The following is a 14,642-nucleotide window of genomic DNA, read 5'->3' on the forward strand; positions in this document are numbered from 1 at the left end:
CACTTATGCTACTCTCAACCTCTGTTCGGGCTAAAGTCGTGTGAGTGCATTGTGTTTACGGTTTACCACTCTAATAACATCGAAACACTAAAGATTCTTTTAGTGCATCTGATTAAAAATGATCCGCTCAATCATCCTTTTAGCAAAGAGCATATTCTGGTGCAAAGTTCCGGAATGTCTCAATGGCTAAAGATGGCGTTAGCTAAAGAGATGGGGGTGGCCGCTAACATCGAGTTCCCTTTGCCTGCCAGCTTTATTTGGCAGATGTTCACGAAAATCATTTCCGATGTTCCAACCCGTAGTGCCTTTAACAAGGAAACGATAAGTTGGAAATTAATGCGTTTATTACCGAACTTGCTTGATTTACCCGCTTTTGCCCCACTGCGTCGTTATTTGGCTGATGATCCAGACCAAGCAAAGCGCTATCAACTTGCTGAAAAAATTGCCGATATTTTCGACGGTTATCTTGTTTATCGCCCAGATTGGATCGCCGCTTGGGAAGCGGGAGAAACGGTAACCGAGATCGAAGACGAGCACTCTTGGCAACCTCTCTTGTGGAAAGCGTTGTACAATGACACTCTCGCTCAGGGGTACTCTCATTATCATCGCGCCAACCTTTATCAAACCTTTATTGAACAACTGCAAAGCGGCCCTATTCCGCTTGAGCAATTGCCAAAGCGACTATTTATTTTTGGTATTTCTTCTTTACCCCCACGTTATCTGGATGCGCTAAAAGCATTAGGTGATCATATTGATGTGCATCTGATGTTTACTAACCCTTGTCAGCATTATTGGGGAGAGATCCGAGACCGCCATTATCTTTCTCGGCTTGAAACACAACGACGAAAAAAAATAGTACTGGCAGAGCAATCGCTCACGATCCGTGGAGAAACCTCACCACTGAAAGGAAAAATCAGTGACTATTTAAGTGATGCTCTCCATACCCAGCAAGCCATGGGGCATAGCTTATTAGCCTCTCTTGGTAAGTTAGGACGGGACAACTTATTTTTGCTTGAACAGAGCAATAATGAGGAGTTGGAGCTGTTCATCGATGTTCCTCGTGATAGCTTACTGCATCATATTCAGGCGGATATTTTACACCTACAAGAGCATCATAATGATCAGTGGTTAGCCAGCAGTGAACATAAACCCGCGCTTGAACACGGTGATGATTCACTGACTCTGCACCTTTGTCATAGCCCGATGCGAGAAGTGGAAGTGTTGCACGACCAACTACTGGCGATGTTTGATCGTGATCCCTCACTTAAACCGCGTGATGTGATTGTTATGGTGGCTGATATTGATGCCTATAGCCCTTATATACAAGCCGTGTTTGGCAATGCGCCGGGAGAGCGGTTTATTCCCTATTCCATTTCTGATCGCTCAGCGACTCAAGAAAACCCGATTCTTCATGCCTTTATGCAGTGGTTATCACTGCCTTTATCCCGCTGTTTAGCATCAGAGCTACTGGAATTATTGGAAACTCCGGCAGTATTGGCTCGGTTTGAGATCAGTGAAGAGGAGTTTGCCACGGCCAAGCATTGGGTGGAAGAGAGTGGAATTCGCTGGGGGCTAAATGGTGCAACGGCACGAGAATTTGAGTTACCGGCTACTGAGCAAAATACTTGGCAGTTTGGTATTCAGCGAATGTTACTGGGTTATGCGATGTCGAGTCATGCTGGCATTGTGGAGTTAGGAGACGTTCAGCTTGCACCTTACAATGAAGTGCAGGGGATGAATGCTGAACTAGCGGGCAAATTAGCGCATTTTATCGCTACAGTAAGTGATTATCGAAGCCGTTTGGCACAAACTCAATCCATCATTGAGTGGCGAGAAACCCTTTCACAATTATTAGCGGATGGTTTTGCGGTGGATATTGCTGATGAAATCGCCCTGCAATCCATTCGTGAAACTTTAGCGGCATTACAGGAACAGTTGCAGGAGGCTGGCTATCAATCGCCGATAGCGCCTGCCATTATTCGCCAGTATCTGCACAATCAGCTAGCGAGTACACGTGTGAGTCCACGCTTTTTGGCCGGACAGGTTAACTTTTGTACCTTAATGCCTATGCGCTCGATCCCTTTTAATATGGTTTGCTTATTGGGGATGAACGATGGTGTTTACCCCCGTGCGATGCCAGCAGAAGGGTTTGATTTGATGCGGCAAAGGATTCGGCCTGGTGATCGCTCTCGGCGTGATGATGATCGTTATCTCTTTCTGGAGGCTCTTTTGTCTGCACAGCAGAGGCTCTATATCAGTTATGTGGGACGCTCTATTCAAGATAATAGCGTTAAAGTTCCTTCGGTTTTGGTCAGCGAACTACTGGAATATTGCCAACAAAATTATTGTTTGCAAGGGGATGAAACATTACCCAGTGATGAGTCGGGGAAAAAATTATTAGCCAAGCTTACGGTGCAGCATGCCATGGTGCCATTTAGTCCGCACGCTTTTTTAGGGCAAATGAGAAGCTATGCTAAAGAGTGGCTACCCGCAGCGCTGCGACAAGGCACCAAGAGCTTATCCTTTAACCAGCCTGTTGAGGATTATCTATTGGGGGCGAGTTATCCCCTAGAACTTGATTGGGTTGAACTACACCGTTTTTGGCGTTTACCCGTGCAGTATTTTTTTCAACGGCGATTAAAAGTGACGTTTGATTCAGCGCTTGATGTTCTTGAGGACGAAGAACCTTTTGCGTTGAATGGGTTGGCGAGTTATCAGTTACGAGATGAACTGCTTGCCACTTTACTCAATCAACCAGAACCGACGGTCAGAGAATCGGTATTCGAGACTTTCGCCGCTCAGCAACGAGCGCAAGGGCGTTTACCCATTGGCGCCTTCGGTATTCTTGAGCTAGAAACCAACCGAGTTCAGGCAGAAGCCTTGTTAGACAGCCTTTATGGTTTATGTCAGAGGCCACTGCAAGATGTTGAAATCAATATTACATTGCATCCATTGGGGGCAGATAAACCCATATGGGTAACCGGTTGGCTGACGCAAGTCTATCAATCGGGTTTAGTGCGTTATCGCAGCGGCTCGATCCGTGCCCAAGATCTGCTAGCGGCTTGGCTTGATCATCTGGCTTTTGCCGCGATGGGACATCATGCTTCAACCCATCTTATTGGTTATGATCGCAAAGACGGTGTGCTTCATTATTGCTTTCCAGCACTGGAGGATGCTTTTCAGGCCCAAGCTCAGTTGGCTGAGTTGGTACAGCTTTATTACCAAGGGATGAGCTCGCCCTTACCCTATTTTCCTAAAACAGCATTAGCTGCGGTTGAGGCTGGTTTTAGCCGAGGGAAATGGGTTGAGGATGAACAGAAAGCACGAAAAAAAATGGCGGATACTTTTAATGATGGCTATTTCTCATCGGGAGAAGGAAGCAATGAATATATTGCCCGAATCTGGCCTCAATGGAATGATGAATTGGCCGAGCAAGTGCACTTATTAGCAAGGCGAGTGATTCAAACGGCAAGGCTATCGTTGCAAGATCAGGAAGAAACCTGAGAAGTAGGGTGGCCGCCAGTAAATCATTATTTGTGTAGGGCGTTTGCTGTACGGCCACAGGTCAGAGGGACCAGAATTCGTGAGGAGTGGCTAGGAGTATCACTCCATCGATGCGGCGCAGTGTAATCGGTTGTTGTGGGCTGCACCGTGAGTCAGATCTCATATCTTTCTGAGTTATCTTGCTTCGCTCTGACTAAATAGAATTATTTAATACAGATCACACTAGTATCCCTATAAACCACCAAAAGCAGAGTGAATGATGAGTAACATTGACAGTATTGTTCCCACCCCGTTGGATACCCTGACGTTTCCTTTGCACGGGGCAAGGTTAATTGAAGCTTCTGCGGGGACAGGAAAAACCTTTACCATTGCAGGGCTGTACTTACGGCTGCTTTTGGGTCACGGTTCCCCACAGACTCGTCATGAACAGCCTCTGACGGTGGAACAGATTTTAGTGGTGACATTCACGGAAGCGGCCACTGCTGAGTTAAGAGATCGAATTCGCCGTCGTATTCATGAGGCCCGTATCGCCTTTAGTCGAGGGAGTAGTGATGATCCTGTGGTGAAACCGCTACTCGAACAGGTTACCGATCATGCTTTTGCGGTCCATTTATTATTGAATGCCGAGCGGCAGATGGATCAAGCGGCGATCTACACCATTCATGGTTTTTGTCAGCGTATGTTGACTCAAAATGCTTTTGAATCCGGAATGCGTTTCGATAATGAATTTATTACCGATGAAAGCCAACTGAAAGCCCAAGTGGTTGCGGACTACTGGCGGCGACAATTCTACCCGCTTCCGGTGAATTTAGCGGGAGAAGTTCGCCGTTTATGGTCTTCACCTCAAGCGTTACTGGATAAAATTGGTCGTTATTTGAGCGGAGAAGCCCTGAGCTTAATTACTCCGGTCATGACGGGGGATCTCTTAGCGTTACACCAAAGTAATTTGGCCAAAATTGATGCTTTGAAGCAGCAGTGGCGAGCGGCTGAACAGGACATTGAAATACTCATTAGCCGCTCAGATGTGAATAAGCGCAGCTATACTAAGAAGTCGCTACCGGAATGGATTGAACGCGTTTCCTTTTGGGCGGAAACCCCAACCATCACTTATGATATTCCTGAGGCATTGGGCCGTTTTTCTCAATCCGTGTTAATGGAAAAAACACCCAAAGGGGAAGCGCCTCATCACCCATTATTTGATGCTATCGAAACCTTTCTTGCAGAACCGATAAGTTTGCAAGGGCCGTTAATGGCTCATGCGATCACCGAGTGCCGACAGCTATTGGCTAAAGCGAAAGCAAGCCAGCAATGGCTCTCTTTTGATGATTTATTAAGTCAATTATCCGCCTCTCTCGCCGAAGATGAACAAGGGTTACTGGCTGAGCGAATTCGTCACTTGTATCCGGTTGCCATGATCGATGAATTTCAAGATACCGATCCACTGCAATACCATATTTTTAGCCAAGTCTATTTAGCGCATCCGACTTGTGGTTGGTTTATGATTGGGGACCCCAAACAGGCCATTTATGCCTTTCGTGGCGCTGATATCTTTACTTACATTAAAGCAAGAAATCAGGTCTCGGCTCATTACACATTGGGCACGAACTGGCGATCCAGTGCCGAGATGGTGGCGTCGGTTAATCAGTTATTTGCTTTTCCCGAGAGTCCTTTTATTTATGATAACGACATTCCTTTTTATCCGGTGCAACCGAGCCCAAAAGCACAGCAAAAGCAGTGGTTTTTAGCAGGGCAAGCTCAGCCAGCCTTAACCTATTGGTATCAACAGGCAGAAGCACCACTGAGCAAGGGGGAGTATCAACAAATCATGGCACAGGCAACCGCCAGTCAGATTCAAGCCCTATTAACGGCGGCTCAGCAAGGCGAGGCACACTTTGAGCGAGATCGCCTCATTGAACCGGCGGATATCGCGGTGCTCGTGCGCACAGGAAGTGAAGGTCGCTTGATTCAACAAGCTTTGGCACAACAAGGCATTGCAAGCGTGTATCTTTCGAATCGAGACAGTGTTTTTACCAGTGCGGTTGCCGCTGATCTCCAGCGATTGTTGCAGGCCGCTTTGCATCCTGAAGATGAAAAAGCGCTACGCAGTGCACTCGCTTCACCTCTTTTTGCTCTGAATGCGGCTCAGTTGGATTTGCTCAATAATGATGAGAATGAGTGGGAAGCGGTACAAAATGAATTTAAGCATTATCGCAAACTCTGGCAAGAGCGCGGAGTGTTGCCGATGCTGCGAGCGGTATTAAGCATGAGACATGTTGCAGAGCGCTGGCTTGCTGAGCCCAATGGTGAACGGCAATTAACGGACTTTATGCATTTGAGTGAATTATTGCAACAAGCCACCCAAACGCTCGAAAGTGATCATGGTTTATTGCGCTGGTTTGCTCAGTCAATGGTTGATGCTCAAGCGGGGAGTAGCAGTGACGATGCCATGTTGCGTCTTGAATCTGAGCGAAATTTGGTGCAAATCGTCACAATTCATAAATCGAAAGGGCTTGAATATGACTTGGTCTTTTTACCTTTTGTGCTGAACTATCGGGAGGCGCAAGAAGGAAAATATTACGATGTTGCTAGTGGTCAAACTCTACTGGATATTATGGGTAGTGATAGCGCTTTACAGCAAGCAGATAAAGAACGGTTAGCAGAAGATTTACGCTTAATTTATGTGGCGTTAACTCGTGCCGTTTATGGCTGTTTTATCGGTGTTGCACCGCTGCGTAACGGGCGCTCAACCCAAGAGCCAACCGGTGTACATTTAAGCGCTTTAGGTTATCTGCTGCAAAACGGTCAACAAGGTGATATAGCACTGCTGACTCAGGCTTTGTCTCAGCAAGCGGCGCTGAGTTCGGTTATCGTCACCGAACCGCCAGAGCTGTTGCCAGAACCCTTTACCCCCTTACAAACGTCACAGCCTGAGCTGAGCGCCAAAACATTACAGCATTCCATAGACCGTGCATGGCGAGTGACCAGTTATTCTGGACTTGTTAAGCAAGGTGGACATCCACAAGAGAGTACGCTTGAACTGGTGGGATTTGATCTTGATTCAGCCGGTGAGCATGATGAATCGTTCGCTTCTGATGAGTTGGAACGCTCGATTTTTACCTTTCCTCGTGGTGCCACGCCGGGCACCTTTTTGCATGCACTGTTTGAAGAGGTCGAGTTTACTGAGTCTGTGTACAGTGAGAAAAATCAAACGACCATTGAAACCTTAATGGAACGCCATCAAGTGGATTTCGAGTGGCTAGAGGTATTGCAAAAGATGGTTGAAACTGTGCTCAGCACACCGTTGAATGGTCAATCATTACGCTTGAATCAAATCGATCCAGAGCGGCGTTTAACAGAGATGGAGTTTCTCCTACCGATAGAGCTATTAACCGCTCCTGAGCTCAATCGAATTGGCCATCGTTATGATCCACTGTCTGCCAAAGCCGGAGAACTTGGATTTTATCCGGTTCAAGGGATGCTCAAAGGGTTTATTGATTTAGTGTTTGAACATCAAGGGCACTATTACCTCTTAGACTGGAAATCAAACCATTTAGGAGATGATCGACTAGCCTATCAAGGTGAGCAACTCAGCCGAGCCATGGTTGAACATCGCTATGATCTGCAATACCAATTATATACGTTAGCGTTACACCGATTTTTAAGTAGCCGATTGGATAATTACGATTATCAGCAACATTTTGGTGGTGTCTATTACCTATTTTTACGGGGCATGGATGGACAATCTCAGAGTGGGGTGTTTCATGCTAAGCCAAAGGTTGAATTCATTCAGGCTTTAGACCGATTGATCGATGGACAACCCGCTTTGCCTCCGAGAAGTGAGCTTGGGCAGATGGAGTTTGATTTATGATAGAGCAGCAATCGATTCAATTAGCACAACTGGCGAAGCAAGGGGTATTGCGCCAGCTCGATTATCAATTTGCTCAATTTATGCTGGGGTGTGCGAAAGAGTTGGCTTTATCCAGCCAGCAGCAACAACTGTTATTGCTGATCAGTGCGGCGATCAGTGCCGAATTGGGACGAGGGCATATTTGTCTGCCTTTGTTTGATGAACAAGGGCAGAAAATAGAGCTAGCCAGTAAGCTTGGGCTGAATGGGGAATCGGGCTTAGCGGTTAATGTTTTATGGCATTCCGTTAACTGGCAAGAACTGGTAACACAGTGTCCATTGATCAGCGAAGACAGTCATTCCGTTCCGCTAATTTTCGATGGGCAGCGCTTATATCTGCACCGTTACTGGCAGTATGAGGTCACGCTGGCGAAACATTTACAACGCTTTGGGACACCCATGAGCTTAAAGCTTCCTATAGTCCAAAATCTCAAACAACACTTAGATGAACTATTTGCTCGAAACTACGCGGATCTCTTTGCTGCTTTACAGCAGGAGCACGATTCTCCTGTTGCCCGTCAACGTTTAGTGTGTGATGGGTTAGATGTGGTGGAAGAAGAGAAGCTTGATTGGCCAGCCATTGACGCAGTACTGGTTCAGGCCAAAAAAGCCAATGATCTAATGGTATTGGATGAGTTAGTCGCAGAGCGTTACTGTTTAAATTGGCAGAAGGTAGCAGCAGCCATCGCCCTGACTCGCCGCTTTGCGGTGATCTCCGGTGGGCCGGGAACAGGAAAAACGACTACGGTTACCAAGTTACTTGCCGCTCTGATGCTTCAAGCTCAGCAACAAGGACAAACCCCGTTGGTTAAACTGGTTGCTCCAACGGGTAAAGCTGCGGCTCGGCTAACCGAATCGATTGGGCAAGCGATCGCTAAGTTAGCCATTGATCCCAGCTTGAAAGCGAGCATTCCTACCGAGTCAAGCACGCTACACCGGTTGCTTGGCGCTATCCCAAACAGCGCTGAATTTCGTCACCATAGTAAAAACCCGCTGCATTTGGATATTTTAGTGGTAGACGAAGCGTCCATGGTTGATTTACCCATGATGAGCAAGTTAGTCGAAGCCTTGCCTGCTCATGCTCAACTCATTTTGCTGGGGGATAAAGATCAACTCGCCTCTGTCGAGGCGGGAGCCGTGTTGGGGGATATTTGCCGATTTTTATCACAAGGGTACTCTCCTTCACAGCGCCAATTATTGGCAGAGCTCACCGGATTTAGTTGCTTAACTTCTTATTCTACGCGAGCGGTTACGAATCCTTTGGCCGACTGCCTATGTATGCTACAAAAAAGCTACCGTTTCGATGCCCGTTCTGGGATAGGGCAACTGGCCAAAGCGATCAACCGTGGTGATGAGGCAAAACTCCATCAGGTCTGGCAGCAAGGGTTTACGGATATTGAGCATTTTCCGATTTCCAGCGAACACTACCAACATTTATTACAGACCTTAGTGAGCGCTTATTCTGGCTATTTACAGCGAATAAAGCTTGTACTTCATGATGAGTTCGAACAACCCGAATCAATGGCGAGCAAAGCGCGAGCGATTTTAAAAGAATTTGGCCGCTGCCGATTATTATGCGCTGTGCGGGAAGGCGATTTTGGTGTGCAAGGTTTGAACTTACGGGTTGAACGAGCATTGGCAGCAAGAAAGCTGATTAAATCCCAAGATGAACAATGGTATGCAGGGCGACCTGTTATGGTTAGCCAAAATGATCATTCCCTTGGGTTGTATAACGGCGATATTGGTATTTGCTTGCCCGATGAAAATGATCCTGATCGGCGGCTAAAAGTCTATTTTGAGTTACCGGATGGCCAGATAAAAACGGTGTTACCGAGCCGAGTTCCCGCTCATGAAACCGCGTATGCCATGACTATCCATAAATCACAAGGCAGTGAATTTGATTTTACCTTATTGATTCTACCGCCAGATTTTAGCCCAATCATGACTCGAGAGTTGATTTATACGGGAGTTACACGTGCCAAACAGCGTCTTGCACTGTATGCCGATATGGCGGTATTAAAACGGAGTATCACAGTGAAAACTGAGCGAGCCAGTGGGTTGGTTGAGCGGTTAACGTGTGTGGAAGATTAATGAGAAATTTACCATCCTTGGCCGATTAGGGTGGCTAATTATGCTTGTAGAGCCTTGGTAAAGGTAATATTTCGAATTTTATAGCGCTCTTTTGATTCAAGCAGAAATCGGCGTAAATTCTCACACACAGGAAAAACGCAGTGGACATCCAGACCTTCTAGAAACTGGTTATCCGCCATATCCCAAAAGCTCTGTAGTGAATTACAAATAACGGTTTTCATCAATAAAATGCTCTTAGTTACTGATACGAGTAGTAAAAGCAATCCGTGCGAGGTCTAAACTATTCATTTAGACAGACTATTCATCTCTTCATGGTGCAGCAACGGTGGCTCTATCAGAGAGACGAAATGGGTCTCTGTGAGGCTGTGCCTTATGGATGAATAAGGTATCCTATCCTGTGTGAAAAAGTAGATCTAAATCACAGTTGTGCGAATTTTACACAGTTGCATAAGCATTGCAAGTGATTATTTTCTATACAGCGAAATCTAGAGTGTCCTGCTTTTTCTCCCCGCTTTTGGATGTTTTATATTCACATTTCTTCCGTTTTTTCTCATGGCTTTTGGCATTTTCCCCTAAAAGTCAGTCACTATTTAGGGGAGGTGTGAGCCTGAGAAATAGGGGTTAGATAGATAATATTAAGATCTTCGAACGACGTTGATAATTGTAGAGGCTCTGTTTTGCCATCGGGAGGCGATCCACACCCACTTCAATGAACCCTTGTTCTCTAAACCAGTGTAAGCTGTGAGTGGTTAATACGAATAAATGGCGGATGCCCATCTGCTTGGCCTGCGTTTTCATATGATTGAGCAACAATAGGCCACGATTCCCATCTCGATATTCAGGATGAATAGCCACACATGCCATTTCCGCCATACCTTCTTCGGAATAAGGGTAGAGGGCTGCACAGCCAATCAATAAGCTGTCTTTTTCAATAATGGTAAATTTATGGATCTCTTGTTCTAATTGTTCGCGGGAGCGGCGAACTAAAATACCTTGCTCTTCCAGCGGGCGAATTAAATCAAAAATCCCCCCAATGTCATCAATCTGAGCTTGGCGAACTTGCTCTGCACTCGCCATGACAATTTGTGTTCCGATGCCATCAAAAGAAAACAGTTCTTGAATTAAAGCGCCATCTTCTTTGTAGCTGATCAAATGGCTACGAGGAACTCCCGCTCGACAAGCCACAACAGCGGCACGTAAAAAACGCAGGGTACCCGTTGAGTCATCGTTACTGTCCATGGTGGACTCTAACCTATCCACCAACGCTTCGACTTCGGTTGGAAACAGTTCGGCGATAGCGTTTCCCCGCTCATCGATAATGCCTTGTTCGGAACAAAAACCAATGAGCTTATCGGCTTTTAACCGAATCGCAACTTGGGTTGCCACTTCTTCAGAAAGAAGGTTGAAGCATTCACCAGTCACTGAGCTGGCGATGGGGCCGAGTAATACGATAGAGCCTTGATCGAGAGTCTGGTTAATGCCTTCAATATCAATACGACGAATTCTACCGCTATGACAATAATCGATACCATCGTCCACCCCTAGCGGTTGAGAGATAACAAAATTACCACTCACTACATTGAGCTGGGTTCCTGCCATTGGTGTATTATTTAAGCTCATAGAAAGCCGAGCGGTGATAGCCAGTTGTAGCTGTCCTGCGGCTTGCATCACTAAACTGAGGGCTTCTTCATCCGTTATTCGGATCCCTTTGTGGTAAGGTGTGGTCCGTTGCTGTGTAGCTAAAATCTGATTAATTTGTGGGCGTGCGCCGTGAACGAGAACTATTTTGACGCCAAGGCTATGCAGGAGCGCAAGATCACTAATAATATTGGCAAAATTTTTATCGGCAATCGCTTCGCCACCTATCATGACCACCATGATTTTTCCGCGATGAGCGTTGACGTAAGGAGCGGATTGTCTAAATCCTTTGACAAGAGCAGTACTGCGAATTTTCACGACCTTACACTCGCTAATGTTTAAATATGTTCAAATAATGACTTTTTATTCATATTGATACAAGTTTTTTTTGCCTTTGGCAGAAATTTTTATTCCTATGTTTTATCCTTAATAGAAGGAAAGATAAATAGGGTTTGATGACGTTTTGAGAAAATATTCAAAGAGAAGAGATGAAATTAAAATATAAAAACGCAGATCAATCGAACCAAGCTGGCCGGTTTCTGAGAAATAAATCGGTTGAACGGCTATTCATTGCGGGGGCATTAGTTGGCACCGTGATTGCGATTTTACTTTATAGCCATTTATTTGGTCGACTGTCTGGGCAGTTTACACCGCCTAAGAGTACCATTTACGGAGTCTGGGTTGAGCAGAATGTGGCCCCCTATATGGCGCAAAGAATAGAAGTTCAGCCCAATGCGATCATTATCGATGGGCGAGTCGTCAGTACGAGCTATCAGTATAATGGCCGCTATCTTTCATTTACCATTGCGGATCAGCCTTTCCAATATCAGATGCTCAATGAAGAGAATACGGAGATGAAGTTAATCTCTTCCAATCGCTATAACCCTATTTTCCAATTGTCAGAAAAACATAAAAAAAACCTTCAGTAACGATTCTGTCATTGCTCTTCACTGAGGAGTTTGTCATCCTTTTCGCTCACACCCAATATGGATAGAACTCTCAGTGATAAAACGTTTTTTTTCTTACGCTACTTTGGCGTTTTTATTTGGTTGTGCACAGCCAACGGATCGAGCGCAGCAGTATTTGGATGATGAATTTCCACAAATTTTAAATAAAGTGGATTCTGTCGCTTCTAATTCTCCTCGTGATTTCAGTGCTTTTGCCGCACAAAGTGAACAAGTCGTGACTCGTTCTGCATCTATGGCTGCCATTTATCAGTCATTGTATGAAAAGCTGAATGAATGGGTTTTGCAAAGTGGTGATCCGGCTGAGCTTGCCCAGTTTGGTATACAAACAGCACAGCTGGGAGGTGGTGATAAGCAAGGTAACGTGTTATTTACAGGGTATTTTTCTCCGGTGATGGAGCTTCGTCATACGCCAGATGAGGTTTTTCGTTACCCCGTTTACGCATTACCTGAGTGTGACGTTGATTGCCCTACTCGAGCGGAAATCTACGCTGGTGCTTTGGATGGACAGGGGCTAGAGTTGGGCTATTCGGCCAATTTAATTGACCCCTTTATTATGGAAGTGCAAGGAAGTGGGTTTGTCCATTTTGAGGATGACGATACCTTAGAATATTTTGCTTATGCCGGAAAAAATAACCGAGCTTACGTCAGTATTGGCCGTATTTTAATTGAACGTGGTTTCGTTAAACGTGCCGATATGTCTTTAAAAGCGATTAAAGAATGGGTTCTTGCCAATGATGAAGCGACGGTGAAAGAGTTGTTAGAGCAGAATCCGTCTTATGTTTTTTTCCGTCCAAGTGCAGCCGCACCAGTGACGGGCAGTGCTGGGATTCCATTATTACCGATGGCATCGGTTGCTGGTGACAGAACCCTATTCCCCATGGGCACGCCGATTTTAGCTGAAGTCCCTCTGTTGAATGCTGATGGCACTTGGTCTGGTGCTCATCAACTTAGGTTATTGATTGTGCTTGATACGGGCGGGGCGGTAAAACAGAATCACCTTGATCTTTACCATGGTATGGGGCCAAGGGCTGGAATAGAAGCGGGCCATTACAAGCATTTTGGCCGCGTGTGGAAATTAGGCTTAGACAATTCGCCCACTCAAGCGCCTTGGGCACTCTCTCCGGAAAAGAGAGAGTAGTTTGCGAAACTAGACTTTTGAGTAAAGAGTGCGTATAAATCGCACTCTTTCTTTTTGGCTTTTATAGTGGTGGAAGCTTGTTATGCGTGAACTTGATACGCCTGCCTCAGACAGTTATAACCAACGTTTTGGTGGAACCCGTCGCCTATATGGTCACAGTGAAGTGGAAATTTTACGTGCCGCGCATGTGTGTGTGATTGGCATTGGCGGGGTAGGTTCATGGGCCGTGGAAGCGCTCGCGCGCTCTGGTATCGGTGCATTAACCTTGATTGATATGGATGATGTGTGTGTCACTAACATCAACCGACAAATTCATGCCATGAACGGTACCGTCGGGCAGAGCAAAATTGAAGTGATGGCGGAGCGCGTTCAACGGATTAACCCGGATTGTCAAATCCATTTGATTGATGATTTTATCAGCCCTGACAATCAGCACCTCTATTTGAGTAAAGACTTTGATTACGTATTAGATGCGATTGATAGCTTACCGGCTAAAGCGTCGCTGCTGGCTTATTGCCGCAGTAATAAAATAAAAGTGATCACCGTCGGTGGCGCGGGCGGGCAGACGGATCCCACGCAAATTAAAGTGGCAGATTTAACCAAGACTATTCAAGATCCTTTGGCGAAAAAGCTCAAAGATCGTTTGCGTCGCCATCATCATTTCCCAACCAATCCGGCTCGTAAATTTGGCATTGAGTGCGTTTTTTCGACCGAACCGCTTAAATACCCTCAAGCGGATGGCTCGGTTTGTGCGGTAAAATCAACGGCAGAAGGTCCCAAACGTATGGATTGTGCCAGTGGTTTTGGAGCCGCTACGGTGGTAACGGCTAGTTTTGGTTTTGTGGCGGTAGCTCGTATCATTGAGAAATTGATTCAAAAGCATTGCGCTTAATCGATTGAATTCTGCTTGTTTTTTATTATTAACCCGTTGATTTTTATCATTGGAGATAGACCATGCTTTTTCCTTCCCACCCCTTTGGTTCTGAGATTACCAGTGATGATGTCCTTGTTGTGATGCAGACCCAGCAAGGCTGGGAAGCGCGTTATCGACAATTGATTGTGTGGGGGAAGCAACTGCCTGTCATGCCTGAATCATTAAAGAGTGAGCAAGTGAGGGTGGCTGGGTGCGAAAGTCAGGTATGGTTAGTCAGTCAGGAGCAAGAGGGGGTATGGCATTTTTGTGCCGATTCGGATGCCCGTATTGTGCGTGGTCTGATCGCCTTATTGCTGGCTGCCTTTGAGGGAAAGACCAGAGAACAGATCCTCAGTTTTGATATTGAGGGTTATTTCTCTCAACTTGGCTTATTGGCTCATTTAAGCCCATCTCGGGGGAATGGTTTAAAAGCCATGACGGATAAAATCTTGCAAGATTTAAGATAAGTCTTCCCTACTAAATC

The 14,642-nt window shown here is 45.9% G+C and carries 9 protein-coding genes; 7 read left to right on the plus strand and 2 right to left on the minus strand.

Features of this window, described 5'->3' with window-relative positions; all coding sequences use genetic code 11:
- Window positions 1-51: 51 nt before the first annotated feature.
- The 3 genes from recC to recD all read left to right on the plus strand — a co-directional run bounded on the left by recC (window position 52) and on the right by recD (window position 9,501).
- Window positions 52-3,504, plus strand: coding sequence for an exodeoxyribonuclease V subunit gamma (gene recC / locus B5D54_RS06110; RefSeq protein ID WP_078925644.1), 3,453 nt, complete (start codon window positions 52-54; stop codon window positions 3,502-3,504).
- 259 nt (window positions 3,505-3,763) lie between these two features.
- Entirely contained in the window at window positions 3,764-7,372 is a 3,609-nt protein-coding gene (recB, locus tag B5D54_RS06115; RefSeq protein WP_078925764.1) for an exodeoxyribonuclease V subunit beta, read from the plus strand.
- Window positions 7,369-9,501 carry an exodeoxyribonuclease V subunit alpha gene (gene recD / locus B5D54_RS06120; protein ID WP_078925645.1) on the plus strand — a complete coding sequence of 711 codons (2,133 nt, stop codon included), beginning with the start codon at window positions 7,369-7,371 and terminating at the stop codon, window positions 9,499-9,501. The genes recB and recD overlap by 4 nt, the downstream gene beginning before the upstream one ends.
- 38 nt (window positions 9,502-9,539) lie before the next feature.
- Here recD and B5D54_RS06125 read toward each other — a convergent pair whose 3' ends face one another.
- A complete protein-coding gene (locus B5D54_RS06125; protein WP_078925646.1) occupies window positions 9,540-9,722 on the minus strand; it encodes a hypothetical protein in 183 nt (60 codons plus the stop codon).
- Between the two features lie 400 nt (window positions 9,723-10,122).
- A complete protein-coding gene (argA, locus tag B5D54_RS06130; RefSeq protein ID WP_078925647.1) occupies window positions 10,123-11,457 on the minus strand; it encodes an amino-acid N-acetyltransferase in 1,335 nt (444 codons plus the stop codon).
- A gap of 170 nt (window positions 11,458-11,627) precedes the next feature.
- On the opposite strand from argA, the gene B5D54_RS06135 reads away from it, so the two are divergent.
- The 4 genes from B5D54_RS06135 (at window position 11,628) to csdE (ending at window position 14,625) form a co-directional block, all read left to right on the plus strand.
- Entirely contained in the window at window positions 11,628-12,068 is a 441-nt protein-coding gene (locus B5D54_RS06135; protein WP_078925648.1) for a DUF2850 domain-containing protein, read from the plus strand.
- Window positions 12,069-12,141: 73 nt separating this feature from the next.
- On the plus strand, window positions 12,142-13,245 hold the full coding sequence (mltA, locus tag B5D54_RS06140) for a murein transglycosylase A (protein WP_078925649.1): 1,104 nt from the start codon (window positions 12,142-12,144) through the stop codon (window positions 13,243-13,245).
- A gap of 82 nt (window positions 13,246-13,327) precedes the next feature.
- The gene (gene tcdA, locus B5D54_RS06145; protein ID WP_078925650.1) at window positions 13,328-14,137 is read left to right on the plus strand and encodes a tRNA cyclic N6-threonylcarbamoyladenosine(37) synthase TcdA; all 810 of its coding nucleotides are present in this window, start codon (window positions 13,328-13,330) and stop codon (window positions 14,135-14,137) included.
- A gap of 62 nt (window positions 14,138-14,199) precedes the next feature.
- Window positions 14,200-14,625 (plus strand): cysteine desulfurase sulfur acceptor subunit CsdE, encoded by a 426-nt coding sequence (csdE, locus tag B5D54_RS06150; RefSeq protein ID WP_078925651.1) that lies wholly within the window; start codon window positions 14,200-14,202, stop codon window positions 14,623-14,625.
- Window positions 14,626-14,642 lie beyond the last annotated feature (17 nt).

Source organism: Vibrio cincinnatiensis DSM 19608, assembly GCF_900167345.1.
Taxonomy (GTDB): domain Bacteria; phylum Pseudomonadota; class Gammaproteobacteria; order Enterobacterales; family Vibrionaceae; genus Vibrio; species Vibrio cincinnatiensis.

Excerpts from the sequence above, each read along its gene's own strand:
- recB (WP_078925764.1), top strand. The coding sequence starts at position 3,764 with ATGAGTAACATTGACAGTATTGTTCCCACCCCGTTGGATACCCTGACG.
- recD (WP_078925645.1), top strand. The coding sequence starts at position 7,369 with ATGATAGAGCAGCAATCGATTCAATTAGCACAACTGGCGAAGCAAGGG.
- B5D54_RS06125 (WP_078925646.1), bottom strand. The coding sequence starts at position 9,722 with ATGAAAACCGTTATTTGTAATTCACTACAGAGCTTTTGGGATATGGCG.
- B5D54_RS06135 (WP_078925648.1), top strand. The coding sequence starts at position 11,628 with ATGAAATTAAAATATAAAAACGCAGATCAATCGAACCAAGCTGGCCGG.
- tcdA (WP_078925650.1), top strand. The coding sequence starts at position 13,328 with ATGCGTGAACTTGATACGCCTGCCTCAGACAGTTATAACCAACGTTTT.
- csdE (WP_078925651.1), top strand. The coding sequence starts at position 14,200 with ATGCTTTTTCCTTCCCACCCCTTTGGTTCTGAGATTACCAGTGATGAT.